This is a genomic window from Streptomyces sp. NPDC002566, assembly GCF_042889585.1.
In the GTDB taxonomy this organism is placed as follows: Bacteria; Actinomycetota; Actinomycetes; order Streptomycetales; family Streptomycetaceae; genus Streptomyces.
This window is the reverse complement of sequence record NZ_JBIARD010000004.1, coordinates 843,957-870,909: the sequence shown is the minus strand read 5'-3', so window position 1 is coordinate 870,909 and position 26,953 is coordinate 843,957. Positions and strand designations below refer to the sequence as shown.

Annotated in this window: 24 protein-coding genes; 14 read left to right on the top strand and 10 right to left on the bottom strand. The window is 68.6% G+C overall.

The annotated features are described in order from the left end of the window. Window positions 1-5: 5 nt before the first annotated feature. Window positions 6-4,406, top strand: a complete 4,401-nt coding sequence (locus ACFYXA_RS21125; protein WP_389034893.1) for an FtsK/SpoIIIE domain-containing protein — start codon at window positions 6-8, stop codon at window positions 4,404-4,406. A gap of 88 nt (window positions 4,407-4,494) precedes the next feature. Here the strand turns inward: ACFYXA_RS21125 and ACFYXA_RS21120 are convergent, their stop codons facing one another. From ACFYXA_RS21120 to ACFYXA_RS21080, 9 genes are all read right to left on the bottom strand, one after another. Continuing rightward, complete coding sequence (locus ACFYXA_RS21120; RefSeq protein WP_351332920.1) at window positions 4,495-4,761, bottom strand: WXG100 family type VII secretion target; 267 nt, start codon at window positions 4,759-4,761, stop codon at window positions 4,495-4,497. A 1,116-nt stretch (window positions 4,762-5,877) separates the two neighbouring features. Then, the gene (locus tag ACFYXA_RS21115; protein WP_389034889.1) at window positions 5,878-6,336 is read right to left on the bottom strand and encodes an RDD family protein; all 459 of its coding nucleotides are present in this window, start codon (window positions 6,334-6,336) and stop codon (window positions 5,878-5,880) included. A 3-nt stretch (window positions 6,337-6,339) separates the two neighbouring features. Next, the gene (locus ACFYXA_RS21110; protein ID WP_351332926.1) at window positions 6,340-6,606 is read right to left on the bottom strand and encodes a hypothetical protein; all 267 of its coding nucleotides are present in this window, start codon (window positions 6,604-6,606) and stop codon (window positions 6,340-6,342) included. After that, window positions 6,603-7,454 (bottom strand): hypothetical protein, encoded by an 852-nt coding sequence (locus ACFYXA_RS21105; RefSeq protein WP_351332929.1) that lies wholly within the window; start codon window positions 7,452-7,454, stop codon window positions 6,603-6,605. Before ACFYXA_RS21105 ends, ACFYXA_RS21110 begins: the two co-directional genes overlap by 4 nt. A 42-nt stretch (window positions 7,455-7,496) precedes the next feature. Beyond that, the gene (locus ACFYXA_RS21100; RefSeq protein ID WP_389034885.1) at window positions 7,497-8,534 is read right to left on the bottom strand and encodes a hypothetical protein; all 1,038 of its coding nucleotides are present in this window, start codon (window positions 8,532-8,534) and stop codon (window positions 7,497-7,499) included. A gap of 43 nt (window positions 8,535-8,577) precedes the next feature. Further along, on the bottom strand, window positions 8,578-9,612 hold the full coding sequence (locus tag ACFYXA_RS21095) for a hypothetical protein (protein ID WP_389034882.1): 1,035 nt from the start codon (window positions 9,610-9,612) through the stop codon (window positions 8,578-8,580). Continuing rightward, the gene (locus ACFYXA_RS21090) at window positions 9,609-10,079 is read right to left on the bottom strand and encodes a hypothetical protein (RefSeq protein WP_389034880.1); all 471 of its coding nucleotides are present in this window, start codon (window positions 10,077-10,079) and stop codon (window positions 9,609-9,611) included. The genes ACFYXA_RS21095 and ACFYXA_RS21090 overlap by 4 nt, the downstream gene beginning before the upstream one ends. Before the next feature lie 422 nt (window positions 10,080-10,501). After that, window positions 10,502-11,488, bottom strand: a complete 987-nt coding sequence (locus ACFYXA_RS21085; protein ID WP_389034878.1) for a hypothetical protein — start codon at window positions 11,486-11,488, stop codon at window positions 10,502-10,504. Between the two features lie 41 nt (window positions 11,489-11,529). Further along, entirely contained in the window at window positions 11,530-12,186 is a 657-nt protein-coding gene (locus ACFYXA_RS21080) for a hypothetical protein (RefSeq protein WP_389034873.1), read from the bottom strand. A gap of 725 nt (window positions 12,187-12,911) precedes the next feature. Here ACFYXA_RS21080 and ACFYXA_RS21075 point away from each other — a divergent pair. The 13 genes from ACFYXA_RS21075 (at window position 12,912) to ACFYXA_RS21015 (ending at window position 25,615) form a co-directional block, all read left to right on the top strand. Further along, window positions 12,912-13,754, top strand: a complete 843-nt coding sequence (locus ACFYXA_RS21075; protein ID WP_389034870.1) for a hypothetical protein — start codon at window positions 12,912-12,914, stop codon at window positions 13,752-13,754. 17 nt (window positions 13,755-13,771) lie between these two features. Beyond that, window positions 13,772-14,617 (top strand): hypothetical protein, encoded by an 846-nt coding sequence (locus ACFYXA_RS21070; RefSeq protein WP_389034867.1) that lies wholly within the window; start codon window positions 13,772-13,774, stop codon window positions 14,615-14,617. After that, entirely contained in the window at window positions 14,614-15,921 is a 1,308-nt protein-coding gene (locus ACFYXA_RS21065) for a CpaF family protein (protein ID WP_389034864.1), read from the top strand. Before ACFYXA_RS21070 ends, ACFYXA_RS21065 begins: the two co-directional genes overlap by 4 nt. Before the next feature lie 144 nt (window positions 15,922-16,065). Then, a complete protein-coding gene (locus tag ACFYXA_RS21060) occupies window positions 16,066-17,067 on the top strand; it encodes a type II secretion system F family protein (protein ID WP_389035121.1) in 1,002 nt (333 codons plus the stop codon). Further along, window positions 17,064-17,984, top strand: a complete 921-nt coding sequence (locus ACFYXA_RS21055) for a type II secretion system F family protein (RefSeq protein ID WP_352245219.1) — start codon at window positions 17,064-17,066, stop codon at window positions 17,982-17,984. The genes ACFYXA_RS21060 and ACFYXA_RS21055 overlap by 4 nt, the downstream gene beginning before the upstream one ends. A 102-nt stretch (window positions 17,985-18,086) precedes the next feature. Further along, a complete protein-coding gene (locus ACFYXA_RS21050) occupies window positions 18,087-18,338 on the top strand; it encodes a hypothetical protein (protein WP_130440876.1) in 252 nt (83 codons plus the stop codon). A gap of 77 nt (window positions 18,339-18,415) precedes the next feature. Then, window positions 18,416-18,853 carry a TadE family protein gene (locus ACFYXA_RS21045; RefSeq protein WP_389035119.1) on the top strand — a complete coding sequence of 146 codons (438 nt, stop codon included), beginning with the start codon at window positions 18,416-18,418 and terminating at the stop codon, window positions 18,851-18,853. Window position 18,854: 1 nt separating this feature from the next. Beyond that, window positions 18,855-19,271 carry a TadE/TadG family type IV pilus assembly protein gene (locus ACFYXA_RS21040; protein WP_352245220.1) on the top strand — a complete coding sequence of 139 codons (417 nt, stop codon included), beginning with the start codon at window positions 18,855-18,857 and terminating at the stop codon, window positions 19,269-19,271. Between the two features lie 83 nt (window positions 19,272-19,354). After that, window positions 19,355-19,789: a pilus assembly protein TadG-related protein gene (locus ACFYXA_RS21035; protein WP_130441660.1), complete on the top strand. Its 435-nt coding sequence runs from the start codon at window positions 19,355-19,357 to the stop codon at window positions 19,787-19,789. A gap of 117 nt (window positions 19,790-19,906) precedes the next feature. Beyond that, window positions 19,907-22,954 (top strand): BTAD domain-containing putative transcriptional regulator, encoded by a 3,048-nt coding sequence (locus ACFYXA_RS21030; RefSeq protein ID WP_389034857.1) that lies wholly within the window; start codon window positions 19,907-19,909, stop codon window positions 22,952-22,954. After that, window positions 22,951-23,826 carry a prepilin peptidase gene (locus tag ACFYXA_RS21025; protein ID WP_389034854.1) on the top strand — a complete coding sequence of 292 codons (876 nt, stop codon included), beginning with the start codon at window positions 22,951-22,953 and terminating at the stop codon, window positions 23,824-23,826. Before ACFYXA_RS21030 ends, ACFYXA_RS21025 begins: the two co-directional genes overlap by 4 nt. 72 nt (window positions 23,827-23,898) lie before the next feature. Further along, entirely contained in the window at window positions 23,899-25,113 is a 1,215-nt protein-coding gene (gene mqnC, locus ACFYXA_RS21020; RefSeq protein ID WP_352245223.1) for a cyclic dehypoxanthinyl futalosine synthase, read from the top strand. A gap of 28 nt (window positions 25,114-25,141) precedes the next feature. Then, window positions 25,142-25,615, top strand: a complete 474-nt coding sequence (locus ACFYXA_RS21015) for a hypothetical protein (RefSeq protein ID WP_352245224.1) — start codon at window positions 25,142-25,144, stop codon at window positions 25,613-25,615. Between the two features lie 24 nt (window positions 25,616-25,639). Here the strand turns inward: ACFYXA_RS21015 and ACFYXA_RS21010 are convergent, their stop codons facing one another. Then, on the bottom strand, window positions 25,640-26,677 hold the full coding sequence (locus tag ACFYXA_RS21010; protein WP_389034849.1) for a chitinase: 1,038 nt from the start codon (window positions 26,675-26,677) through the stop codon (window positions 25,640-25,642). Window positions 26,678-26,953 lie beyond the last annotated feature (276 nt).

Sequence of the window (26,953 nt, the reverse complement as noted above, 5' to 3'; positions counted from 1 at the left end):
ACGCGATGATCAGCGCCGACAAAGCGGTGACAGCGGTCGAGTTGGCCGAGGCGCTGAGCCGCGTTCAGCGAGGCCGGGGCGCGTCAGGTGACCTGGCGTCAGGCGGCATCGAGCCTCTTCGCGGGTTGAAGCATTCGTGGCCCCTCAAGACAGTCTCCACGGCGCTATGGGTGGACGGGCGTCCCTTCCCACCCGAGGCACCTGTCGGCGATGCACTCAGGGACGGTGCGCGGATCACGACCGATGACGCCATCGGGCCCTTCCTGGCCGCGGGCGAGCCGACCGGTAGGTACGAGGTCCGGGTGTGTGGCGGTCCCGGAGCGGGACGCGTCGCCCGCCTGTCGGTGGGGGTCGCCACTCTCGGTTCTGCCGACACATGCACGCTCGGGGTCGAGGACGTCCGGTTGGCGGCAGTGGCGGCCCGGGTGACCGTCGACATCAAGGGCCACGTCGAGATCGCACCGTATGGCGACGCCCTGCTGTACCTCGACGACGAGCAGGTTTCCGCTGCACAGAAGTGGGAGCCCGGTGTGCTGCTCAGGGCCGGCGATTCGCTCTTCAGCCTCGAGGAACCAGGTGAACCGGATGCGCACCTCTCTCCTACGGGTGAGGGGGGACTCGCTTACAACCGCCCGCCCCGCTTGTCCTCCCCCCTGACCAGGCCGAGGCTCACGGTTCCCCTTCCGCCAGGCAAGGACGAGGGGATTCGCTTTCAGCTCCTCTCCATGCTGTTGCCGCTGTTCTTCGGCGCGGGCATGTATTTCGTCACCAAAACGATCTACATGCTTCTTTTCTGCTTGTTGTCGCCTTTGATGATGCTCGGACAGTGGTTCAGCGACCGGCGGCACGGCAAGAAGAAGTACCGCGCGGCGATGAAGGAGTACAAGAAGGCGAAGGAGGAACACGAGGCGGAGCTCAAGCGGCTGGCGGAGCGTGACCAGCGCCGCCGCCGCGAAGCGTTCCCCGATCCCGGGCAACTCCTCGTCTTCGCCACGGGGCCCCGCAGGCGCCTCTGGGAGCGTCGCATCACAGACCCGGACGCGATGCACCTTCGTGTCGGCTTCAGCGACCTCAAGGCCGAGATCGAGTTGGTGAACGGTCGTGCGAGCGGGATCGAGGCAGAAGATCCGGAGCCGCCGATCGTCACGAACGTGCCGATGACGCTTCCTTTCGCTGAGCTCGGGGTGGTGGGGGTCGCCGGCGATCGGGACCGCGCCGTTGGCACCGCGCGCTGGATGACCGCACAAGCCGCAGTGCTTCACAGCCCTCGTGACCTTTCGCTCGTCGTCCTCTCGTCGGCCTCTGACGCTGCCGACAACTGGAGCTGGACCCAGTGGCTTCCGCATGCCATACCGCAACACGGCCAGAACTGTGTGGCGTTGCTGGGAACGGATGCCGAGTCTGTCGCGAGACGTGTTCACGAACTGTTGAACGAACTGGCGCGAAGGCAAGCCGCGGCCCGGGAGGGCGGCGGTCTGGGTGTGTTGCGCCCAGATCCGCACGTGCTGGTCGTCCTCGACGGCGCCAGACTGCTGCGGCGAATCCCCGGCGTGCCCCAACTGCTGCAGGAGGGGCCGGGGCACGGCATCTTCGCACTCTGCGTCGACGAAGACGAACGGCTCCTCCCGGAGGAGTGCCGCACAGCAGTCTGCTGGCCGCCCGATACGTCGAGCTCCGTCCACCTGCGCGGTTACGGTTATGAGGCTGTCGGGGATGTGCTGGCCGATCAGGTGTCCGTCGCCTGGTGTGAGCGAGCGGCCCGGGCCATGGCGCCGGTGCGAGACGTGAGTCGTGACGACGCGGACAGCGCGCTTCCCACTGCCGCGAGGTTGCTCGAGCTGCTTCAGATGCCCGACCCGGCCGGTGCCGACATCGCTGCGATCTGGAAGCGTGGAGGGTCGACGACGACTGCGGCCATTGGCCTGGCAGCCGACGGGCCGTACCTACTGGACATCCGCAGAGACGGCCCGCATGCGCTGATCGCCGGTACCACGGGAGCCGGTAAGTCGGAACTCCTTCAGACGATCATCGCGTCTCTGGCCGTGGGCAACACACCGGACGCACTGAACTTCGTTCTCATCGACTACAAGGGAGGGAGTGCGTTCCAGGACTGCGCCAGGTTGCCTCACACAGTGGGCATGGTGAGCGATCTTGACGCCCACCTGACCGAGCGGGCGCTGGCCTCGCTGGCTGCGGAGCTGAGACGTCGCGAGGAGATCCTCTTCGAAGCAGCCACAAAGGACATCGAGGACTACAACGATGCCCGGCGCTTCCGGCCGGAACTGGAGCCGATGCCCAGGCTGGTCCTCATCATCGACGAGTTCGCCTCCCTGGTGGCGGAGCTGCCCGACTTCATCGCCGGGCTCGTGGACATCGCAAGGCGAGGTCGATCGCTCGGTGTTCATCTCGTGCTGGCCACTCAGCGTCCGGCCGGCGTGGTCAGCGCCGACATCAGGGCGAACACGAACCTGCGCATCGCCCTACGCGTCACCAACGCCGAGGAATCGCGTGACGTCATCGACGCACCCGACGCGGGGAACATCTCCAAATCCACACCAGGGCGTTGCTACGTGCGGTCCGGGTCACAATCGCTCGTCGGGGTGCAGTCCGCGCGCATCGGAGGGCGGCGCCCTGGAGCCGACACCGCTCCTGATGTGACCGTGAGCCTCCTCGACTGGACCGCGTATGGTCGCCCCCTGCCACGCGCTGTGCAGGACGAGGACGACGGGACCATGGTGACCGACCTCGCCGTGCTGGTCGACGCGATTGCTGACGGCGCCAAGGCACTCGGATGCGCGCAGCCGCGCAGCCCCTGGCTCCCTCCCATCCCCTCGCAGGTGACTCTCGCGGATCTGGAGTCGCTGCCTACGGGGAAGTCCAGCGGCGATTCGGTGGCCTCCGTGCCCTTCGGGCTCACCGACCTTCCTGCCCAACAGGCTCGCGAGGTGCTCGCCCTTGATCTGGCGGACGGCGAACACCTGATGATCGCTGGTGGCCCTCGTTCGGGACGGTCGACCGCCCTGCGAACCATCGCGGGAGCCGTCGCCCGTACCGCTTCCCCTCGCGACGTACACGTATACGGCATCGACTGTGGCGCCAACGCGCTGCTCCCGCTCACCAGCCTTCCGCACTGCGGCGCAGTAGTGACACGTGATCAGACCCCGCGTGTCGACCGGCTACTGGGACGGCTGCTGAGCGAGGTTTCCCGACGTCAGATGCTCCTCGCCGAGAGAGGGCAGTCCAGTGCCGCGGAACAGCGGGCGGCAGCTGATCCGGCGGATCGGCTTCCGTGGATGGTGGTTCTCCTGGACGGCTGGGACGCCTTTCGCCAGGCCTTCGAGAGCTACGACTACGGACGACTCGTCGACGCGGCCAAACGGCTGTTCCGAGAGGGTGCCGCGGTCGGAGTGAAGGTAGTCCTCACAACCGACCGCAGCGGACTCACCGGCGACATCTCAAGTTCGTTCAGCGAACGTCTCGTACTGCGTCTTGCCGACCAGGCGGATTACGCCCTTGCCGGCTTGTCCAGCAAAGACGTCCCTAAAGACGTTCCGACCGGAAGGGCGCTCAAGGCCACGGACGACGGGGTGCAGGAGAGCCAGTTGGCGCTGCTCGCAGAGAGCCCAGCAGGGCAGGCGCAGGTGGCGGCCTTGCAGGAGATCTCGCGCTCGGTGACTGACTGTGGACTCCAGGTGACGGAGCATCAGCGCCCTATCCGGGTCGACGTGCTGCCGGCTCGCATCGGCACACGCGAAGCCATGTCGCTGCTACCCGACTTCGCTCCGGTCTCGCCCCTCTGGGCCCTCTTCGCGGTAGGAGGAGACGAACTGCAACCGCTGGGCGTGGACCTGGAAGACGGGGGGCCGGGCTTCGTCATTTCGGGGCCCCCGAAGTCCGGCCGCTCCAGCACCCTGATCACAGCGACCAGCTCTCTGCTGCGGCGGGGAACCGAGGTCATCCTGATAACCCCGCGGCGGTCACCTCTGCGGGAGTTGGCCACGATGCCGGGCGTGCTTGGCTCCCTCGATGGTGAGAGCACCGAGGACGAGTTGGAGGCGTTGATCAGCAGAGCGCGGGGACCCTATGTCGTAGTGGTCGACGACGCGGAACTGTTGTACGACACGCCGCTCGACGAGGCGTTGGAAGAGGTCGTCAAACGCGGCATGGATGGCGGCCTTGGTGTGATCGCGGCAGGAGCCGTCGACACTCTGTCCTCGCAGTACCGGGGGTTCGTCGTGCAGGCGCGCCGCTCCCGCACCGGGTTTCTGCTGGCACCGCAGGGCTCGCAGGACGGCGAGATGTTCAGTATCCGACTGCCGTCCAACGTCGGCGGCGGTCCTACCGGGCGGGGGCTATTCGTGCAGGCCGGCGAAGCGATGCCGGCCCAGGCAGTTCTGCCGGAGTGAGGTCATGCACGTGCGAAGAAGGGGAGGTCGGACAGTCTTTTGGCTGTCCGGCCTCCCCCTGCTCATCGGCAGAGTCGCCGACGTCGAACTAGTCGTTGATGCGGTCGTTCGCGTCGGCCGCGTCCGTGGTCTCCTTCTGGGCATTTTCAAGAGACTGCAGGAAGTTCGTCAGGGAGGGCTTCAGCTTGTCCCACTCGCTGCGGAATCGGTTGGCCCGCGGGCCTTTCCAAAAGTCCTCACTCTCGAGCGTTCCCTTCGAGATCGCTCGAATCAGCTCGTCAAGGTTGGTGTGCTGAGCCTTGAAGGTCTTTGAAAGACTGCGAAGTCGAGTGGTGTCTGCGCCCTTGAGTGTCATGACCTGCCTCCCCGTGTGTCGAAGCCTGACGAACCCTGTGTTCGTCGCACCAGACACTATCGCAAATGGTCGAAGTCCGTCATCCGTTCTGCCCAGCCCTGCATCTCCTTGCGGTTGTTGCACGGGATGCTCCATAGTGCGAGTTCGTAGCGCTCCTGCAAGTGTTCGCAGCATCAACGTGAATCACCTCCGGAGGGAACTGTGGGAGAAGCGTCCGAACAGCCGGAAGTCGACAATCCGTATCGAGCTCGTCTCGAGGCGCTGAAGCGTAACCTGCACGATAAGGTGAAAGACCTCAGAAACCTTCACAAATCTGCCGCTCAGGACGTAGGGGATAAAAGGAAGTCCTGGGTCGGCAAGACGGCCGACCAATGGCACGCCGAGATGCGGTAGACCGCCTTGCCCGGCACCAAGTTTTTGATGAAATCTTCTTGCGAAGGAGACTTTTCTCCATCTCAACGCTAATCGTTCGAAAATGGGGGAGAAAATGTCTTTGGCGCATCGGAATAGTAGACTTCGGGGCGATTGAGGGGAGCCGCGAGATCGCCGCGTGATGCGTTGAGAGATCCCCCCCCGCGATCTCGGCGTCGAGTGCCCGCCCTATGCTCTCGAATGGGCGCTGAGGCTCCTCGATGCTACCGGGATCCTCGGCCCCGACCAGCGGATACAGCCTGCCGTCGGTACCAATCCGTCGGCGGCGAGATACACGGTCCCGTCGGATGCCACCGCTGCCTGCTCGGCTGTCCGGCTGTTCATGCCTACGAGGGGGACCTTCGAGGTCACACCGGAAGGCTGACGCTTCCACATCACCGTCCCCTGCTCGTCGTCGATGAAGAGGTACACAGTGCCGTCGGCGGCCGCGAGTCCGCGGAACTTCCCATGATCGCCAACTGCGCGTCCTCCGCTGCGTCTCCGGCAGGGTTGCCCGTCGTGGCCCCACCGCCGAGAACGAATTCGACCTCGACCGGTTGACTGCCCGCGCCACCGGATGCAGCTCGGTACATGGCGAATGCGGAGACTGTCGCGATCGCGACACCAACGCCGATCAGGGCTCGGTGTCGCCCGCGAGGCCGGGAGCTGAAGGGCATCGCAGCACTTCGTCTCTCTTGATCTGCCTCAGACACGCTTCGTTCGACGCACGATACGCAGACCCACCGCGTCTTGTTGTTCCACGCCGCTGTCCGTTGCCAGATGGAGAGGAACGAAGACGATCGACCAGTAGAAGCCGAAGAGCCATCGCCCCACGAGACGGACGAATCCGACACGATCTTCACCAGACGTCCGGACGACCCTCAGGCCCGTGATCAGCTTTCCCAAGCTGCCCTTCGTCACCATCGTGAGCAGGACATGGTTAGCGAAGGACAACGCGAGTGCCGCCCACAAACCCGTCGCCCAAAGGGCCGGAGACGCCAGTGGCAGCGCTGCCGGGCCTTGGCCGGCCGCGTCGATGGACACTGCGGTCACCGTGATGAACCCACCCGCTAGGGCAACCAGGGCGTCCAGGATCACAGCAGCAAGGCGACGCCCTTCGGATGGCGTTGCGGTGCCGCCGAGTACCTGCTGCTTTCCTCCCATGGACTAACTCCCGCTGCCGGTCTTCTTCTTGTCGGCCTCTTCTTGCTCGACCCGCTTGAGGGCATGCGCCATGGCCGCCCGCGCATCGGTCAAAGCGTTCTTTATCTCTTTTTTGTGTCTGTCGAACTCACTTCGGAAGCGTTCGCTCTTCGGCCCTTTCCATGTGCTCTCACCGCAAAGAGATTGCACGTTGTCGACGGCCTGCTCAAGCTCATCGGCGTACTTCTTGAGCTTGCGCAGGTCCTCGCGACAGTCGGTTTCGCGGCTCATTGTGGCTCCTGGCCGTCGGGAAGGGCGATGAGTCGGCGGATCATTCTGCTCAATGAGGACTTGCTGACCGTCCGAGCCTCGATGCCCGAAGGGGCATCGGGGTGTTCGACGAAAACAGTCCACAATGCCCGTTCCGTGGCGTATGTCGTCAGTAGGGGACCGGGTCGGCCGGAAAGCAGGACCAACTGTCCGACGACGAGGGCAGAGTTGATCGCCTCGCTGAGAGGGCTGCCCACATTCTCGTCGTTGATCTGTTGCGGAGTGAGTCGGTGCACCCGACCGTCCTTGTCCGCGACGTCGAACGGATCGACCAGCAGTTGCACGACATGGGCAGCGTCCTTGGCGGAGCCGGCCAGCGTGAACATGTGGAGGCCACCTGCTGTGACCCGCTCCACGAGGTAGAGGTCCGCGGCGTGGATGTAGACGATCGCATGAGCCACACCACCGGAGGTGTGCTGCTCGACGGCGAGAGCCCTGGAAGCCGTGCGTCGGAGAGTCAGAGCGAGGCTCACCTCAGGTGTGATCCGCAGATCCAGGTCGACACCGGAAGGCCTGTCGGCCGCTCCCTGTGCTCCCGATTCCTGGGCTGTGCGCAGGACGGCGTCGAGTTCATCGATGTTCGCGACCTCGACAGCCTCGCGTGAGACGAGGGAACGCAGAGCTGTGGCGTAGACCCACTCCCGCTCCTCGCGCGAGAGCTCGGCAAGCCGGGGAGTCGGGGCAATGCATTTCTCGAGCGACTCCGGGTCGAGGACGGCGATTTCCTCGTCGGTGAGCCTCAGAAGGTGTTGACTTCCTCCCTCCGCCAGGGCTTCCCCCAGGATCCCCCGAAACTCCTCGAGGTCCATGTCGATTTCATGGCTTTGCATGACTGTGTATCCGATGCTTGGTTACCAAAACTTATACTTGTGAATGGCGTTTGGAACAAGATTGGTCACGGCACTCTTCGTGCCGTTCACAATCTCTTCGGCTTTGTCCTTCGTTTTTCCGGCCCATTCCGTGGTGGCGTTCCATGCCTCCTTGGCCCCGGCTTTGATGTCGTCGCCCCACTTGTCCCAGGCCCAACTGCCGAGGAAGTAAGCACCTGTGACGCCCAGCGCGACCCAACCGACGACCGGCACTGCAGCAGCCACGGTCGCGGACGCGCCAAGGGCCGTGGCCATGCCGGCGCCGCCGAGCACAGCCACTGCGCCGGCGGCCTCTACGCCACCCATGCCCCGATCCACCCAACCTTGAGCCCCTTGGTGGTCGGGGATGAACATCTGCTTCACTCCGTGCAGCACGGTCAGCGGAAGGAGAACCCGGCGGGCGAGCACCCCCGTCCCGGGAGCCCTCTGGAAGAGCTTCTCGGCATATGGGATCTTGAGCTTCACGGCAGTGGCTCGCACGGCCTGCTGCCACTGCCAGGGCTCCTTGTAGAGATTGCGGAGGCTCTGTGCTTTGAGGAGCTCTCGCAACAACTCGCCGCGCGTGGCGCGGATGCGGGCCGCCTCCGAGCCGAAGTACTTGTTGAGTTCCCACACGGCTCGCGCGCCGTCGATGTTCTGGCCTTGAGCCCACATCTTGTAGAGCCGGAGCGAACCCTCGATCGCCGTCGGGATCTTGAGGATCTTCGTAGGCGTCTTGATGTCCTTGAGTGTGCCGTTCTTGAATTCCTGCCAGGTCTCGATTGCACCGGCCAGTCCGGCGAAGGTGAGGACGGTCTCAGGGTCGTCCAGCGCGATGCCCAGGCGTCGCCGGATGTCCTTCGCCTCGTCGCTCGCCCACTGTGCCTTCTTGGAGAAGTCGGAAACTCCCTCGGCCTTTGCATTCCATTTGGCGAGGATTCCGCTGATCAAGCCGCCTTGAATGCTGAGGGTTCCGCCCATTACGTCGACGGCAGCGGCGAGTTTGGGAGCTTGGACCGCGTCCATTCCCTTGAAACCCACGGCTATGCTCCTTGGTTGGTCTGGAAATAGCGTCGACTGCTGTTCAACGGTTCACCGCCTGGATCTCCTGAACCTTGACGTCCTGGTCGTTGCCGAACGTCCCGTCAGGGAGCCTGCCGCCCGCTCCGCCGCTGCCCGTCCAGCTGATCTCCCAGGTGACCGTCGCCTGCAGTTTGAAGGTGCCCTCACCCGAGGAGCGAAGGTACTTGAGGCCGCACGGCGGGGTCTGGTCCGCCTTGCCGGCGGCGTACGGTGCGCCGATCGAACCGTCCGCGTTGATCGTGCACTCGCCCGAGCCTGGGTAGGTTTCCGCGTCCGGGGTGCCCGGTTCGAGCTTCAGCGAGACCGGCTTGGCGGTGGTCGTAGCCTGGATGTTGAGACCGGGCACGGCGAGCGAGGCGGTGACCGAGACCTCCTTGAACCGGGCTTTGTCGAGCCAGGCCCAGGTCGGGAGGTTGACCTTGGTGGTGCCGGCAGGTGCCAGGGTGACCTTGGTGGTGGGGAGCTGGATGCGGTTGTAGGCGAGTTCAGCGAGGACTTGCGGGGTCACCGCGTTCGGTACTTGCGGGGAGGCGCCGTTCTCGACCCAGAAGGGCTGCTTGTCGCAGAGTTGGGCTTCGGGTTCCATCCACCGGTCCTCGTCGCGGACCGAGACCCACCAGTTGCCCTTGTCCTTCTGATCCAGGTTGTAGTTCTTGTACGTGCCGTCCTTGTACTCGTCGCGGAACATGCCGACGGAGGCCTTGGCGTAGCTGTGCTGGCCGGGCGTGTTGACCGTCTCGGTGTACATGTCCTCGACGTACTTGGCGAAGTCGTCCGCGCTTCTGGGTTCGTACCAGCAGGCGGGTGGGGTCCAGTCGCCGACGGGCTGCACCTGCTTGGTACCTCTGGTGTTGCCGCGGGTGGAGCCGGTGTACGACACCTTGGACACGATGCTGGTGCCCTGCTGTCCGCCACCGGTCACCGTTTTCTCACCGTTGGACCCGCCCGGAGTGCCCCATGCGAACGCTGAACCGGGCGTGAGAGCGAGAGTTGCTACCGTCGCCCCTGCGATGAGCCACTGACGCTGCGGCTTCACTGAAGGCACTTCTGGTTCCCCCGCTCTGATTCGAGCTTCGTGGTCTGCCAGACACCGTTGCTGTTCTTCTCCAGGCGCGTGCTGTACAGGACGTACGAGTCGTTGGTCGCCGCCACCTCGTCGACCTTGTTGGTCTTCCGGTTCTTGTTGAACGCCTTGCTCTCGTCCGCGCAGTACGAGACACCAGCGGACTTGGCGTCGAAGACGGCGATGTTGGGGGCGTAGTAGCGGACCGCACCGTGGTAGGTGAACCCTGCGTCCACGATCTCCTTGACCCAGTCCTGGCTTCCCGCGAGGGCCGCTCCGGTCTGGTAGAACTTCAGCGCTGCAGACTCGGGGTCCCCTTTGGTGACCGAGTAGGTCACCGCGGTTTGAGCTCGGCCGGCGTCCAGCAGGATGGCGTCCTTCGTGGCGTCACCCACCTTCCAGCTCTCGAAGGCTTCCGTGACGTCGCTCGGCAGCGTCATGTCGGGTCTCTGTAGAGCCCCGGTGGATGCGCTGGCCGAACCCGACGGTGAGCCGGACCCCGTGTCCGCTCCCGCGATCTTGTCTTTCCCTGTCGAGTCGTCACCCCCGCCCCCACAAGCGGTCAGCAGTAGGGCTGCAGTCGCGGTGAGCGCGAGAGCAACGGGCAAAGTGCGGCGCTTCACAGTGGACTCCCCGTGAGACAACAGTGCATGCAAGAGCACTGACGCTATCGGGGCGGCGCGTGGTTCGCCAGGTTGGGCCCTGTCACCGTGGCGGCAGAAGAAGCCACCGTCGAACACGGCTCATGGAGTGGACACTTCACTCGCTGCGCCACCTGGTGGCTTTGACCAACGGGCCCACTTCGCATGCGCTATCGGCAACCCAGCTGGGTCCGCGACCAGACCGGGTGGTCAGACTGGAGTTAGCGGTTGACGGCCTGGATCTCTTGGACCACCACGTTCTGGGGTGCACCGAAGGAGCCGTCCGGGAGGGTGCCGCCCGGGGTGCCGGTGCCGGTCCAGGTGATCTTCCAGGTGACGGTGGCCCTGAGGGTGAACGACGCGTCGCCCGAGGAGCGCAGGTACCTCACTCCGCAGGGTGGGGTCCGGTCGGCCTTGCCCTTCTCGTACGGTTCGCCGATGCGGCCGCCCGCGATCTCGCAGAGCCCTGAGGCGGGGTAGGTCTCCGCGTCCGGTGTGCCCGGGTCGATCTTCAACGAGAGCGGTGTGGCCGTGGTGGTGGCGCTGATGCCGAGGACGGGGACGGAGGCGGTGACGGAGACCGGTTCGAAGTCCGCGCCGTCCAGCCAGGCCCACGTCGGAAGGTTGACCTTCGTCGTGCCGGCGGGGGCGAGGGTGACCGCGGTGGTGGGGACTCGGATCTCGGCGTAGGCGAGTTCGGCGAGCATCTCGGGGGTGATCGCATTCTGGATGCCGGGGGGAGGGGGGTCGCCGGCGTCGACCCAGAAGTAGTCGGCTTCGCACTTGTCCCAGCCGGGCGGGAAGGACTTGTTGACGTACGAGCCCCACCAGTAGCCCTTGCCGGTCCTGTCCTTGTTGAAGTCCTTGGTCGGGTCTTCCTTGTTGAGGTACTTCTTCCGCTGCTCGGCGTCCCATTCGTAGCCGGTGGATTCCGCCGCCCAGATCGGTTCCAGGTAGGCCTTGAGCTGCTCCGGTGTGTACTTCGGCGCGTACCAGCAGGCGGGCGGGGTCCAGGAAGTCGTCGCGGTGACGGGGCCGGCGGTGGGGCCGGCGCCGTTCTTGGAACGATCGAAGACGATGCCTCCGGCGGTTGCGGAGAGGGTGTCGCCGTCGACGTCGCCCGAAGTCCCAGTCGAGTTCTGGGTGTTCCCGTTCAGTGTGTCATCAGCGTGCGCCACGCTCGGCAGAGCCAGAAGCACGAGGCACATTCCGGCAGTGATCAGTACCGGAGGCGTCGCTGATACGCGCATCAGGGCTGGCACTGGGCACTCCCGCTCTGAGAAACGATCTTCTGGATCACCCACACACCCTTGCTGTTCTTCTTCAGCGACGTGTGATACGACACGTAGCTCTTGGCCGTGACCTCGGTCCTCTTGACCTCGTTGGTCTTGAGGTACTTCACATACGCCTTGCCCTGGTCCTCGCAGTAGCTCAGTGACGCGGTCCCGCCTTTGTCGACGCTCACCTGCGGGTCGTAGAAGCGATAGGCCCCAGTGACGCTCGCTTTGTTGTCCACGTAGGTCTGGATGAACTTCTGCGTCCCCACGGCGGCTTCGCCCTCGTAGTAATAGAGGTACGCCTTGTCCAGGGCGTTCTGGTTCACGATGGCCAGGTCCACGGCCTTGATGGACTGCTCGCTGTCGCTCAGGACAGCGTCCTTGTCGGCGTCCCCGGTCTTGGACCAGTCGAAGGCGTATGACAAGTCGGAAGGCAGTTCGATGCGGGGCCGGTGCGCCGAAGGGCGGGGCGGGGTGGTCGATGTTGCGGTGGTCGCGGATGCTGTCTCCGCGCCGTCGATCTTGTCGTTGGACTTCGTGTCGTTGGTTCCGCCGCCGCAAGCCGTCAGCAGGAGGGCGGCCGTCGCTCCGGCGGCGGCTGTGGTGAGCAGGCGTGGGCGGCGGGTCACGAGGGGCTCCTGACGGGGCGTATGGGGTTGAGGAGGCAGCGTTACGGTAGCCGGGGTGCGGGTACGGCACCAGAGCGAATTGCTGTCGGGTGGGGAGCGAATGCCGTCCGGCGTGGACCAGAGACGCAATCCCCGCCCTGCACGGTTCCGTTGAGCTGGTCGTCGAATCCCTGGGTGACCACTGGGTTGGCCTGTGCAAAGAAAAGCGCCGTCCGCAGGGCTGCTCACCTTGCTCGGTGCGTGCCCCGCAGCATGCGGTCAACAGCAGGGCCGTGGTAGCGGTACCGCGCCAGTGACGGCAAATGAGCGGCGCGGCACAGCGGTTCCCGGTGAGACGACGGTGCCACCAAGGCGCCGGCCGACCTCGTCAGTGCCGGCAAGGACGCTTGAAGATTCCCTTTCGCACACCGTGCTCCAACGGATGCCACACGACGGCCAACGGAACTGCCGGGCGCAGCCGTTGACCCTCGACAGCGCCCCACTCGCTGTGCCGCGAGGGCCCGGACGCGCCTTGAGGGGCTTATGTGCGGCTGATACCGTGCGAACGCTTGACACTCACCCCGGTCCCGGCCGGCCGGTCGCCGCAGACCTCGCCGCGTTCGCCTCATGTGCGAAGTCCTCGGGGAGTCCTGAGTGAGTGTGCGCATGGTCGGTCATCGCCGTGCGTGTGACAGGCGGTCTCAAACGGTCCAGACGGTTTTCTGGGTGTGACGGGGAGCGGTTGCGTGAAGATCCAGGAGCGTACGGGGGCGGGCGCGGGTCGTTCCGCGGCTCCGGCTCAACCGCCGGTCGGCGACCGGCTTCCCACCCCGCCGCGCGAGCGCAAGCCGGCGCTGGCCGCCCTCGCGGTGCTGCTCATCCTGGTCGGCGCGCTCGGCGCGACGATGCTCGTGCTGCGGGCCGGTGACCGGATCGAGGTCATGAAGGTGGTCAAGGACGTTCCGGCCGGTGAGTCCGTCGAGGAGTCGGACGTGACCTCCGTGATGGTCGCCGCGGACAGTGGCGTCAAGTACGTCCACATGGACCAGATGGCGCAGCTCGCGAAGCTGAAGGCCAGGTCCACCATCTACGCAGGCACCGTGCTGGTCGGCCAGATGTTCGCCGACACCGCCGACATCCCCGCAGGCAAAGCCTCCGTCGGTCTCGCCCTCAAGGAGGGCCAATACCCGTCGGACATCAAGGCCGGCGACACCGTGAACGTCTACAACGTCGACGGCGGCACCGGGAAGAGCGGATCGGGATCCACGTCCTCCAGCGCGTCCAACCCGCTCATCGTGGCCGGCGCGAAGGTCGGCAAGGTGAAGGAGCAGGGTGACGCGACCGTCAGCACCGGCAACCTCGCCCTCACTCTTCTCGTCGACCAGGACGACGCCGCCGCGGTGACACGGGCCTCGTCCGCCGGCGCGGCCGCGATCGTGCGCGTCGCCGGCACGGGCACGGCCGCCGGCTCGGGCGGCGCTTCAGGTTCCGGCACCGCGTCCGGCGACAGCACGGGCGCGGACACAGGCTCTGACGCCGGTTCCGGCACCGGTTCTGGCAGCAGTTCCAGTTCCGGCACCGGCAACTAGAAGGCGGCACCCTCACCATGGCGCTCATCGCTCTCGCCGCCGACAAGGGGTCCCCCGGCGTCACCACCGCGGCCGTCGCTCTCGCGGCGGTCTGGCCGCGGCGCGCGCTGCTCGCCGAGACCGACCCGGCCGGCGGTGACCTCGTCTACCGCAGTGCCGCCGCCCACGGCGGTCCGCTCAACCCGAACACCGGGATGCTGTCCATCGCCGCCACCGCCCGCCGTGGCCTCGTTCCCGACCAACTCTGGGATCACGTGCAGCCGTTGAGCGGTGGCCTGGAGGTTCTCGCAGGGTTGGGGATCGCCGAGCAGGCGGCCGGTCTGGCCGGACTGTGGCCCACCCTCGGGCATGCCTTCGCCGCGCTCGGCGACTCCCCGCAGGCTCCCGCCGACGTGATCGCCGACTGCGGGCGCGTCAGCGGGGACAGCCCTGCCGTGGAGCTGTTCCCGCACGCCGCCCTCGTCCTCCTCGTCTCGCGCACCGAGCCGGAGGCGATCGCCCGCGTCCGTGACCGTGCCGCCGCCCTGTCGGCCCGGCTGCACGGCGGGCCGCGCGGCGCCGCGAGTCTCGCGACCCCGCTGATAGGCGTACTGCTGGTCGTCGATCCCGGTCACGCCGGCAAGATCTCGGGGCAGGTCAACGACATGCTGGTGCACGCCCAGACGGGCGCCAGGGTCGTCGGCACGCTCGCGGACGACCCCACCGGCGCGGACCAGCTGGCCGGCCGCAAGCGGGGCAGGCTCGACAAGTCGCTGCTCGTCCGCTCGGCCCGCAAGGTGGTCGCCGACGTCCACCAGCAGTACGGCGCGGCCTGGAGCATGCCCGCGCAGGCGCACCAGGGCCACGCTGGAGCCGGGCGGTGACGGCGGTCGACCACCAGTTGGTCAAGCGGTTCCGGCAGGACGCCGGCGACCGCATCGCCGAGCAGCGCCGCCTCGACCAGGCGTCCGGCGTCACCCCGATGTCCACCGAGGACGAGCGGCAGTACGCCCGCGCGGTCATCGCCCAGATCCTGGAGGAGTACGCCCGCGCCGAGATCACCGCGGGCCGTACGCCGCCGGACGCCGAGACGGAGGAGCAGTACGCGGCAGCCGTGCACGCCGCTCTGTTCGGCGTGGGCCGCCTCCAGCCCCTGCTGGACGACCCGCAGGTCGAGAACATCGACATCAACGGCTGCGACCAGGTCTTCGTCGGTTACGCCGACGGACGCGAGGTGCGCGGTGAGCCGGTCGCGGAGACCGACGAGGAACTCATCGAGCTGATCCAGGTGCTCGGCGCGTACAGCGGTCTGTCCTCCCGGCCCTTCGACTCCGCCAATCCGCAGCTCGACCTGCGGCTGCCGGACGGTTCGCGTCTGTCGGCCGTGATGGACGTGGCGCGGCGTCCGGCGCTGTCCATCCGCCGTGCCCGCATGGGCAAGGTGTTCATCTCCGACCTCGTCGGCAACGGCACCCTCAGCCCGGAGTTGGGCCACTTCCTGGCCTGCGCGGTCCGCGCCCGCAAGAACATCATGATCGCGGGAGCCACCAACGCCGGCAAGACGACGCTGCTGCGGGCCCTCGCCAACGAGATCCCGCCGAACGAGCGGCTCATCACCGTCGAGCGCGCGCTGGAGCTCGGGCTCGACACGTTCCCCGAACTCCACCCCAACGTGGTCGCGTTCGAGGAGAGGCTGCCCAACTCCGAGGGGCAGGGGGCCATCAGCATGGCCGAACTCGTGCGCCGTTCCCTGCGTATGAACCCTTCCCGGGTCATCGTCGGCGAGGTCCTCGGCGACGAGATCGTCACCATGCTCAACGCCATGTCGCAGGGCAACGACGGCTCGCTGTCGACGATCCACGCCAACAGCTCCAGCGAGGTGTTCAACCGCATCTCCACCTATGCGCTCCAGGCGACGGAACGGCTGCCCATCGAGGCCAGCCAGATGCTGATCGCGGGCGCGGTGAACTTCGTCGTCTTCGTCCAGCGGCGCAACAACTACGAGACGGGTGGCCGTCTGCAGCGCACGGTGACCTCCGTGCGCGAGGTCAACGGCGTCGACGGACGCGTTCTGTCCAGTGAGGTGTTCGCGGAGGCGCCCGACGGACGGGTCGTGCCGCACGCGCCCATCGCCTGCCTGGACGACCTGATCGCGTACGGCTACCGTCCCGCGGCGACGTGGGGGTGAGGTGACGCCATGAGCATGAACGCACTGGCTGTGAGCACAGTGACCGTCGGCACCACGAGTGCGAGCACCATGACCGCCGACGTGAGCGCGAGCAACATGACCGCGAGCGCGAATCCGCAGGCCGCACTCGGTTCGCTGGGATCGATGGGCGGGCTGTTCTCCCCGACTGTCCTGTACGCGCTCCTGTGCGGCGTCGCCGTCGGCGGCGGTCTCGCGCTGCTCCTGGTCGCCGTTCGCGGGCTGCCGGTCAAGCCGGAGCACGAGAAGCGCAAGGCCGGCCGGCGGGCGAACGAGCTGCTCCGGTTCGCCGGACAGCGCGGTTCCGTCGCCGCGCTCGTAGGCCTGGGCGTGCTGCTGCTCACCCGCTGGACGGTGGCCGGAATCGCGGCCGCCGTGCTCGTCTTCTTCTGGGACCGCCTCTTCGGCGGCGCGGCCGAGGAACGGGCCGCCATGAAGCGGGTGGAGGCCCTGGCCTCCTGGACGGAGTCGCTGCGCGACACCATCGCGGGCGCGGTCGGCCTGGAGCAGGCCATTCCCGCGTCCGCGCGCGCCGCCGCTCCCGTCCTGCGCCCCCATCTGGACGCCCTGGTCGACCGCCTGCGTGCCCGTACCCCGCTGCCGGACGCGCTCCAGGTCCTCGCCGACGAGATCGACGACGCGTCGGCGGACATCATCGTCGCCGCCCTGATCCTCAACGCGCGGCTGCGCGGCCCCGGTCTGCGCCAGGTCCTCGGCGCCCTCGCCAAGTCGGCGCGGGAGGAGGTCGACATGCGGCAGCGGGTCATGGCGCAGCGGGCGTCGACCCGCCGTTCGGTGCAGATCGTGGTCGCGGTGTCGATCGCGTTCGTGCTCGGACTGTCCGTCTTCAACCGCGAGTTCGTCGAGCCGTACGGCACGGCCGTCGGACAGCTCGTCCTCGCCTGCGTCTGCGGTCTGTTCGGGCTGGGATTCTGGTGGCTGCGCAAGCTGTCCACCATCGAGACGCCCGAACGCTTCCTGGTCCGCGACGAGTCGTCGGTGCGGTTCGTGCGACCGCGTACGGCGGCTTCGACGGCCTCCGCCACGACGCCGGGGCCGGTCCCCGGGGCGGCCGCCGCGTCGGGGCAGGCGCCGCTTCCCACCCACGAGGAGGGGGTACGACGGTGAACCTCACCGCACCGGTCATCGTCGGCGTCGTGCTCGGCCTGGGCGTCTACGCCCTCGTCCGCGCCCTGATGCCGTCCAAGCGCAGCGCGGTCGCGCAGGTCGCGCGGATCGACGCGATGCGGGCGCGCGGGGCGGCGTACGAGTCGGCGCGGCAGGCCGCGACCGGGGGCCGGTTCGGCTCGCTGCGCGCGGAGATCGGCCGCAAGGTCGCCGACCTGTATCGCCAACAGGGCTGGGAACAGCGCTCGTTGCGGGCCGACCTCAATGTGCTGGAGCGCAGCTGGGAGAGCTTCCTGGCCACGAAGGTGCTGCTGGCCGTCGCCGGTCTGTTCTTCGGCCCGCTGCTGTTCGCCGTCGTGTGGTCGATGGGGTTCCAGAGCAGCCCGGTCGTGCCGGTCTGGCTCGCTCTGCTCTGCGCGGTGCTGTTCTTCTTCCTGCCCGACCTGGAGATCCGGCGGGACGCGAGCCGGAAGCGCCGCGACCTGCGGCGGGTGATCGGCGCGTACCTCGACCTGGTGTCGATGAACCTGGCCGGCGGGCGAGGTCTGCCGGAGGCGCTCATGGCGGCCGCGGAGGTGTCCGACGGCTGGGCCACGCAGCGCATCCGCAACGCCCTCGCCGACGCCCGCATCACCGGCCTCAGCCAGTGGCAGGCGCTGGGCGCGCTGGGGGAGGAGCTGGGCGTGGAGGAGCTGAAGGACCTGTCGGCCTCGCTGGCCCTGGTCGCGGACGACGGCGCCAAGGTCCGTGAGTCCCTCGCCTCCCGTGCCGAGACCATGCGGCACCGCGAACTCGCCGAGATCGAGGGCAGCGCGGGCGAGAAGTCACAGTCGATGCTCGTGGCGCAGCTGCTGTTGTGCGCGGGGTTCCTGGTGTTCCTGATCTTTCCGGCGGCGATGCGGGTGTTCCAGGTATGAGGCAGGTCAGCAACCGTTTCCACAACTGACGAGACCGATCCGACAACGCGCAGAACACTGGCGAGCACGAGCACGTCGATCCATCCGAGAGGACAACTGACCATGACCCGTTGGAACGTGAGCACCGGCAACGCCGGCGTCGACTTCCTGATCGCCTTCCTCCAGGGACGCGTCCAGCGTGCCCGCTCCGGAGAACTGGACCGCGGCGCCTCCGCGGTGGAGTGGGTCATCATCTCGGCGGTCGTCGTGGCGATCGTCGGCGTGGTGGCCGCGATCATCAACCAGGCGCTGAAGGGCGGCGCCGAGAAGGTCGGCAAGTGCATCGACGGCGCGACCGCGAGCAGCACCTGCTGATCGGTCGGACGAGGTAACGCGAAAACGGGGGCGTTGTGGGCGTGGGCACAAGCGTGAGCGGCGTCGCCGGCGAAGCGATGCGCCGCAGGGCGCGGACCGTACGCAGGGGCACGGCCGCCCGCGGTGATTCCGGCATGACCGCGATCGAGTTCGTCTTCCTCACCCCCGTCCTCTTCTTCCTGATCTTCGCGACGGTGCAGTTCGCGCTGTACTTCTTCGCCGACCACGTGGCTCAGGCGGCGGCCCAGGCCGGCGCCCGCAAGGCTCGTGCCACCGCGGACGCCCAGCCGGGCGCCTGGCGGGGCGAGGCGCGAGGCGTCGTGGACTCCTACATCGATCAGTTGGGGCCGCAGTTGGTGCTGTCGCCGGACGTCACGCTGCTCCAGCCCGAACAGGACACGGTGGGCGTGGAGATCACGGCGCGGGTGCCGTCGGTGTTCCCGGGGCTGGACCTGACGGTGCACGCGCGGTCGATGGGCCCCGTGGAGGGGTTCGTGCCCGAGGGGGGAAACTGACATGGCCGTCGCTGCGAGCCGTCGCGCCGGTGACCGTGGACTGTCCACCGTGGAGGTGGTGATCCTCGCCCCGGTGATGATCCTGTTCATCCTGGTCCTGGTGGCCTTCGGTCAACTCGTCGACGGACGCGGCGCGATCGACGGCGCGGCCCGGGACGCGGCGCGCGCGGGCTCGATCCAGAAGGACCGGGCGACGGCGCTGGCCGAGGCGCGCAAGGCGGCGCGGGCCGACCTCGCGGACGTCTGCTCCGGCCCGGTGTCCGTGATCCAGACCAGCCCGGGCTTCGAACCCGACACCATCTTCACGGTCGAGGTGAGCTGCGAGGTGCGGGGCCTGTCGATGCTCGGCCTGAACATCCCGACCACCCTCTCGGCCAGCTTCAGCTCCCCACTGGACCCGTTCCGGAGGACGGCGTGAGGCCGGCGGGCGGGGCGAACCGGGCGCGCGGTGTGTCCGCGGTACGGGCTCTGCGGTCGGGCGGTGCGTCGGCGGTACGGTCCCTGCGGGCGCGCCGGTGCCGTGGTGACCGTGGCTCGGGCGCCGGGGCCGTCATCATCTTCGCCCTGGTCTTCCTCTCCCTGTCAGCCTTCGTCATCGACGGCGGGCTGTCCATCTCCAAGCGTGAACGGGCCGCGGACATAGCGGAACAGGCCGCCCGCTTCGCCGCCCAGGACATCGACCGCGAGGCCCTCTACGGCAACGAGGGCGGCGCCGCCCCCATCAACTTCCAGAACTGCGACACCCGTGTGAAGGCCTTCGCCCGCGAGATGGACATGTCCGGCTCGGACATCGCGGCCACCCACTGCGTGGCCGCGAACGCCGACCAGGTGGAGGTCGAGGTCCAACTCACCTACGAGCCGGTCTTCACCGGCATGTTCTTCGGCGGCGCGGTGACCGTCCACGGTCGGTCGGTGGCGGAGAACCTGGTGGGGTGACCGATCACCGATGACCGATGACCTAGGCCCTCTGACCGTGTCCCGCGACCCGTGTCAGTCCATAAGATCTCTGTAGGCTCAACGCATCCCTCTCACTCCGGACCCAGGACACCCGCCATGGCGCGACGCAGCACTTCAGGCTCGACGGGAAGCTCGAGGGGCTCCACCGGCTCGACGGGAAGTCCGGCGGGGCCGCGTAACCGGACTCCGCAGCCGGTGCGGGTGCGGCGGCGGACGGCCGGGGACTTCGTCAAGGCGTTCTTCGCGTTCGTCGCGTTGCTCGTCCTCCTCGTCGGGGTGCCGGCCGCGCTGGCCGTGCAGATCGGCTGGCCCCTGCCGGACGGCGTGCCCTCGCTCGACTGGCTCCAGCAGGAGATCACGGTCAGGACGTTCCTGAACATCCTGACCGTCGTCGTCTGGCTGGCCTGGGCGCAGTTCACCGCCTGTGTGCTGGTCGAGGTGAAGGCCGCGGTGTCCGGTGTGGGCGTGCCGGGGCGGGTGCCCGGCGCGGGGCCGAGTCAGCTGCTCGCCCGGCAACTCGTCGCCGCCCTGCTGCTCGCCGGCGCCACCGCGGCCAGCCTCACCCCGGGGCTCTCGCAGCTCGGCCACAGCCTGGACGGCAACCAGAGGGGGACCGTCGCCGCGGCCCAGCAGACCCCGGGGACCTTCATCGGCGCGCGGGAGCAGCCCGCCGCCGGCGTGGCGGCAGCCCTCGCCCAGCAGGCCTCGCACGCCGCGGCGCAGGCCGACGACGGCAGGGCGGCCCGTCTGCACGGCGACACGAAGTACTACCGGATCCAGCCCCCCGAGGGCCGCCACCACGACTCCCTGTGGGAGATAGCCGAGCGCCACCTCGGCGACGGACGCCGGTACAAGGAGATCTACGCGCTCAACAAGGACCGGGTGCAGCCGGACGGTTCCCGGCTGTCCGAGGCGAGTCTGATCCGGCCCGGCTGGATCATGGAGATGCCCGGCGACGCCCGCGGCGGCGACCTCGTCGAGCTGCCCGACGAAGCCGGGAAGGTCTCCGCGGACGTCGAGCAGCAGATCGATCAGTACGCGCGGACCGGCGGGGCGGCGGAGCCGGCCGGCACCGGTGCCGGTGGTGCCGCAGGGCACGAGGGCAGCAGCGGGCTGGTGCAGACCGACGTGCCCCGTGCCAACGGCGGCGGGCACGCCGGCGGTCGATCGGGTGAGGTCTCGCTGCCCGCCCAGCGGCACAGCCCTCCGGCCTCCGCGGCGGACGGGCGAGCCGACTCGCGCTCCGAGTCCGGCGACGCCTTCGGCCTCCCCGAGGCCCTGGTCACCGCGCCTCTCCTCGCCGCCGGCCTCCTCGGCGCCCTCGGCCGCCGACGCCGTCAGCTGCTGTGGCAGTCGGCGCTCGGGGCCGTCACCGGGCGGCGCGGCATGGAGCCGCCGACCCCGACCGGCGACGCCCAGGACGTCCAGGACGCGCTGTTCGTCGGTGCCGATCCCGAAGGCGTACGGCTGCTCGACCGCTCGCTGCGCGGTCTCGCCGCGTCCCTCGCCGCCGAGTCACGCGCCCTGCCCGTCGTCTACGCCGCCTGGATGACAGGCGGCGACCTGCACCTCCAGCTCGCCCAGCCGTCCGGCAAGCCGCCCGCGCCATGGCAGCTCGGGCAGGACCAGACGTTCTGGGTGCTGTCCCGCTCCGACGCCGAACGCTACGACGACGCCGACACCGCCGCCCCGTACCCCGGGCTCGTCAGCCTCGGCACCATGGACGACTCCCGCCTGCTGCTCAACCTGGAGGCCGTGCCCGGCATCGTCTCGCTCAGCGGGCGCCAGGAGGACCGCGCCGCCGTCTTCGCGTCCGTCGCCGCCGAGCTCGCCACCAACGGCTGGTCGGACCGCATGACCATCACCCTCGTCGGCTTCGGTGAGGACCTCACCCCGCTCGCCCCCAACCGCATCCGGCACCTGGACGACGTGGACGCGCTCGTCGAGACGATGGCGGCCGAGACCCGGCAGCGGCGGGGAGCGCTCGGCGCGGCCGGACAGGACTCCGTGCTCACCGGCCGCACCGGGCCTGCCCAGCACACCCGTTGGGCTCCGCACCTGGTCCTGCTCGCCGCCGAGCCCTCCGCCGAGGACGCCGTGAAGCTCGCCGAACTCGCCGCCGACGCGAGCCGGTTGGGCATCGGCTACCTCGTCGGCACCGAGAGCGGTGAACTTCCTGGTGCCGCCTGGGAGATGGAGATCACCGGCGAGGGCAGACTGCTCGCGCCGCTCCTCGGGCTGGAGTTGGAGGCCCAGTTGCTTCCGGCCGTTCAACGGCGGGCGGTGGTGGAGCTGTTCGTCGAGGCCGACCCCGAGCGCGGTCCGGACGGACCGGCCCCGACCCCGCCGTTCCTCGTCGACATCAGCGAGCAGGGGCGGCCCGCGGTGTACGCGCGGCTCGTCGGCTCGTACGAGATCATCGGGCTGGACGCACCGGACGGTGAGCGCAGCGTGCTGCTGCACGAGGCCCTCGCCCTGCTTCTGCTGCACCGCGAGGGCGTGCACCCGCGTGTGCTCACCTCCGCGCTGTGGCCGCGCGGAGTGACGGACGACGTCCGCGACGCGCTGATCGAACGGCTCCGCGCCTGGCTCGGGTCCGACCCCGACGGAGCCCCCCGCCTCGGCTCCGACGCGCGCGGACGCCTGGTCCTCGCCAAGTCCGTCGTCTCCGACCTGGACGTGCTGCGCTCGCTCTACCACGAGGCCACCCAGGGCAAGGGCGTCGACAGCCGGGCCGTGCGCGGACGGCTGCTCACCGACGCGCTGGTGCTGGTGCGCGGGCCGCTCCTCGCCGACCGGCCCGAGGGGCGCTATCGCTGGCTCACCCACGAGATCGTCGACGCCCAACTTCCGCTGCTCGTAGCTGACATCGGGCTCGCCCTGTCCGCGTTCCATCTGGAGAAGGACCGTGCCGAGAAGGCGATCGAGGCGCTGAACGCGGCACTGCGGACGGCTCCCACCGACGAGCGCCTGTGGAACGAACTGCTGCGCGCCACCCACGCCACCGGCGACACCGCCCGCCTCACCGCCCTCGCCGCCGACCTCGTCACCCGCAGCGGCGCCCGCGGCCTGCCTCCCCGCACCGAGGCCCTCCTGGACGAGCTCCAGCCCGGCTGGCGCGACTCCGCCCCGGCAGCGGGATGAACGGCCTCGGCACGTCCGGCGCCGTCGCACTGCTCGTCGTCGCGGCGACGTGGGGTGCGGTGGTGGGGGCTCTGCTGCCTCGGGCCGCGTACCGGTTCTCGGTGGCGTTGCCGCCGAGGGGGGCGGATGGCGCGGCGGGGGACGACGGGGCCGGGGCGGACGGTGCGGCCGGGGCCGGGGCGGACGGTGAAGAGGGATCGCCTGTGCCCGGGTGGCGCGACCGTTGTCCTCAGGGGCATCCCGTTCGCGGCTGGGCCGGTCCCGCCCGCTGTCCGCGTTGCGCCGAAGACGCCGGTGCCGGTGCGGGCACACGGGGGCGCCGTGGGGCGTACGGTCCCGGTGGGGCGCTCTTCGCCGGCGTCACCGCCGGCCTGTGCGCTGTCCTCGGCCTCGCCACCGGTCCCCGGCCCGAGTTGGCCGTCTGGCTGCTGCTTGCGCCGGTCGGGGTGCTGCTCGCCGTCGTCGATCTGCGGGTGCAGCGGCTGCCCGACCCGCTCACCCTGCCCTTCGCGGCGACCGCCCTCGCCCTGCTCGGCGTGGCCGCGCTGCTGCCGGAGCATGCCGGCGACTGGACGACGGCCCTCCTCGCGTCTCTCGCGCTCAGCGCCGGCTACCTCGTGCTGCACCTCGTCAACCCCGGCGGCATGGGCTTCGGCGACGTGAAGCTCGCGCTCGGCGCGGGTGCCGTCCTCGGCTGGTACGGCTGGCCCACCGTCATGCTGGGCACCTTCGCCGGGTTCCTGCTCGGCGCGCTGTACGGCGGCGCGCTCCTCGCCGCGCGCAAGGCCGACCGCAAGACGGCGATCCCGTTCGGGCCGTTCCTGATCGCGGGCGCGTACGTGGGGCTGTTGTTGGGCGCGTACACGGCCTGACGTCGGCCGTGGCGAGGGGCTGGCGTAGGCTGGCTTGGTCCGTCCACAACCCTTGACGAAAGGGACGCTCCGGTGACCGAGAAGGCCGACCTCACCTCTGTTGATGTCACAGCCGTCCTCGAACGTGCCGCCGCGGGCGGACGGATCACGCCCGAGGAGGCGCTCGTCCTCTACCGCGACGCGCCGCTGCACGCGCTGGGCGCCGCAGCCGACGCCGTGCGCCGCCGTCAGTACGCCGGCATCGAGCACATCGCGACGTACATCATCGAGCGGAACATCAACTACACGAACGTGTGCGTCACGGCATGCAGGTTCTGCGCCTTCTACGCGGCGCCGAAGGACACGGCCAAGGGCTGGACCCGCGACCTGGACGACATCCTGCGCCGGTGCGCGGAGACCGTGGAGCTGGGCGGCACCCAGATCATGTTCCAGGGCGGCCACCACCCGGACTACGGCGTCGAGTACTACGAGAAGCACTTCTCCGCCATCAAGCAGGCCTTCCCGCAGCTCGTCATCCACAGCCTGGGGGCGAGCGAGGTCGAGCACATGGCCCGCATCTCCAAGGTGTCGGTCGAGGAGGCCATCCAGCGCATCCACGCGGCGGGCCTGGACTCCTTCGCCGGCGCCGGCGCCGAGCTGCTGCCCGAGCGGCCGCGCAAGGCCATCGCCCCGCTGAAGGAGTCCGGCGAGCGCTGGCTGGAGATCATGGAGGCGGCGCACAACCTCGGCGTCGAGTCCACCTCGACCATGCTGATGGGCACCGGCGAGACCAACGCCGAGCGCATCGAGCACCTGCGGATGATCCGCGACGTACAGGACCGGACGGGCGGCTTCCGCGCCTTCATCCCGTACACGTACCAGCCCGAGAACAACCACCTGAAGGGCCGTACGCAGACGACCCTGTTCGAGTACCTGCGGATGATCGCGATCGCCCGCCTGTTCCTCGACAACGTCCGCCACATCCAGGGCTCCTGGCTGACGACGGGCAAGGAGGTCGGCCAACTCTCCCTGCACTACGGCGCGGACGACCTCGGCTCCATCATGCTGGAGGAGAACGTCGTCTCCTCGGCCGGCGCCAAGCACCGCTCCAACCGCCTGGAGATCATCGACCTGATCCGCAAGGCGGGCCGCGTCCCGGCGCAGCGCTCCACGACGTACGAGCACCTGGTCGTCCACGACGACCCGGCGAACGACCCCGTCGACGAGCGGGTCGTCTCCCACATCTCCTCGACCGCGATCGAAGGCGGCACCGCTCACCCCGAGTTGAAGCTGCTCGCGCCCAACTGACCGGCCGCCGCACCGAACTGACACTGCCGTGCTGACGATTCACGCCGCGGACGAGCTCCGGCGCGCCTGGGACGACCCGTCGCCGGTCGCGGAGGGAGCCGTCGCCGTCCAGGGCGACCGGGTCGTCGGCGTGGGCACACGCGCCGAGTTGGAGGCGCGGTTCCCCGGCGCGCGCGTGCGTCACTGGCCCGGCGTCCTCGGCCCCGCGCGCCTCCATGAAGGCCCCCTTCCCGACGCCCCCAGCGCACGCGAGCGCGTCCACGCTGTGCTGAAGCTGGGCGCGGCGGCCGTCCTGGCGGAGCACGCCGGCTCGCCCGAGCTCCGGGCGGCGGCGGCACGCAACCACGTTGCCGTGCTGTCCAGTTCACGGCCAGCCGCGATCGTGGAGAACGGGCGCGCCGACCTCGCCGTCTTCACACCCGACGAGTCGGGCGGCGGCGAGGAGGCGGGGGTCTGCATCGCCACGGTGTGCGCGGGGCGGCTGGTCCACCGTCGGCGGTGACCGGTCCGCCGGGGGCCGTGTGTGTCAGTTCGCCGCCGAGAACGCCTTCGCGAACGCCCCCGAACTCTGCTTCACCCCACTGCAGTCGGTGAGCGGTTCGTCCTGTCCGGTGACCCCGTCCGCGCAGCTCCGGTCGCGGAAGGCGGACCACATCGACACCCAGGCGACGCCCTTGCCCTCGGCGAACGTCCGCACCTGCGCCGCGTCCGCGAGCGTGAACGTCTCGTCGGCGACGTCGTTGACGCCGATCATCGAGGTGAGTGCCATCCCCTTCCACGCTCCGGCGTCCGTCGTGCCGAAGGCCCTCTTCAACTGCGCGTGCGCGGCCGTGGCGGCGGCGATCGCGTAGCCGCCCATGTCGCCGGTGTACGACTCGCCGTAGTTCATCGTCATGATGTTGACGGCGGAGACCTGGACGTCGTACTTGTTCGCCGCGTCGAGCAGCGCGAGGCCGCCGGCGTCCAGCCCGGAGGGCATCACCGGGAGCGTGAAGGTGACTTCGAGGTCCGTGCGCTCCTTCTGGAGCAGGGCGATGGCCTGGGAGCGCAGGGCGACCGAGCCGGCGTCGGCGAGGTCGTCGCCCTCGACGTCGAAGTCGGCCCGTGTCGAGCCTGCTGCGTCCAGGGCCGCGCCGTACGCCTCGGCCAGTTCCGCCGCGCTGCCGCAGACCGCCGCCAGTTCCTTTCCGGAGGCCCCGCCGAAGGAGACGCGGACCGAGGCGCCCGACTTCGTGAGAGCGGAGACACGGGAGGCGACGGACGTGTCGCCGATGGCGTGCGTGCCGTTCCACTTCGGCGTGCAGCCGCTTCCGTCGGAGATGACGAAAGCGAGGTTGTACGTCGCTGGGGAGCCTGCCGTGTCGTTGGCGGAGGCCGCCGTGGCGTTGACATAGGGCGCGTACGCCGTCGTCGTTCCTGTTGCCGGACTGGGTGTGGCGGTCAGAGAGGGAGATTCGATGGCGGACGGCGCTTTCGATGTGTCCTCGGGCGCCGCGGAGCAGCCTGCCATGGTCAGGGCGAACAGACAGGTCAGCCCGGCCGCCGGCTTCAGGAGGCTCCGCATTGCGCACGCACCCGCTCTCGTGAATTCAAACAGAGGTGACGAAAGGTGTTCCCGAAAGGGGAATGTCCCACATTCGGGCGGCGAGCGCGGGAACAGTGGCCACGCAGACATCTTGTGGACTCAACCGTGCAAACAGGGGCAACTGACCGCCCGAACGGGACAATCGGCCCTCTCGTTCTTGCAGGTCCTGGCGCAGCGATTCGCTGTTTCCCTCAGGTGAGTGACAGGTTCAGGCGTTTCTCATGGCCTCTCGCGAAATGCCAGAGTTGAGGGTGA

Coding starts and splice junctions, on each gene's coding strand:
- ACFYXA_RS21085 (WP_389034878.1), bottom strand. CDS start 11,488: ATGTGCCTCGTGCTTCTGGCTCTGCCGAGCGTGGCGCACGCTGATGAC.
- ACFYXA_RS21120 (WP_351332920.1), bottom strand. CDS start 4,761: ATGACACTCAAGGGCGCAGACACCACTCGACTTCGCAGTCTTTCAAAG.
- ACFYXA_RS21025 (WP_389034854.1), top strand. CDS start 22,951: ATGAACGGCCTCGGCACGTCCGGCGCCGTCGCACTGCTCGTCGTCGCG.
- ACFYXA_RS21045 (WP_389035119.1), top strand. CDS start 18,416: ATGCGCCGCAGGGCGCGGACCGTACGCAGGGGCACGGCCGCCCGCGGT.
- ACFYXA_RS21030 (WP_389034857.1), top strand. CDS start 19,907: ATGGCGCGACGCAGCACTTCAGGCTCGACGGGAAGCTCGAGGGGCTCC.
- ACFYXA_RS21040 (WP_352245220.1), top strand. CDS start 18,855: ATGGCCGTCGCTGCGAGCCGTCGCGCCGGTGACCGTGGACTGTCCACC.
- ACFYXA_RS21115 (WP_389034889.1), bottom strand. CDS start 6,336: ATGGGAGGAAAGCAGCAGGTACTCGGCGGCACCGCAACGCCATCCGAA.
- ACFYXA_RS21050 (WP_130440876.1), top strand. CDS start 18,087: ATGACCCGTTGGAACGTGAGCACCGGCAACGCCGGCGTCGACTTCCTG.
- ACFYXA_RS21110 (WP_351332926.1), bottom strand. CDS start 6,606: ATGAGCCGCGAAACCGACTGTCGCGAGGACCTGCGCAAGCTCAAGAAG.
- ACFYXA_RS21010 (WP_389034849.1), bottom strand. CDS start 26,677: ATGCGGAGCCTCCTGAAGCCGGCGGCCGGGCTGACCTGTCTGTTCGCC.
- ACFYXA_RS21105 (WP_351332929.1), bottom strand. CDS start 7,454: ATGGACCTCGAGGAGTTTCGGGGGATCCTGGGGGAAGCCCTGGCGGAG.
- ACFYXA_RS21125 (WP_389034893.1), top strand. CDS start 6: ATGATCAGCGCCGACAAAGCGGTGACAGCGGTCGAGTTGGCCGAGGCG.
- ACFYXA_RS21090 (WP_389034880.1), bottom strand. CDS start 10,079: ATGACGCTGCCGAGCGACGTCACGGAAGCCTTCGAGAGCTGGAAGGTG.
- ACFYXA_RS21060 (WP_389035121.1), top strand. CDS start 16,066: ATGGGCGGGCTGTTCTCCCCGACTGTCCTGTACGCGCTCCTGTGCGGC.
- ACFYXA_RS21070 (WP_389034867.1), top strand. CDS start 13,772: ATGGCGCTCATCGCTCTCGCCGCCGACAAGGGGTCCCCCGGCGTCACC.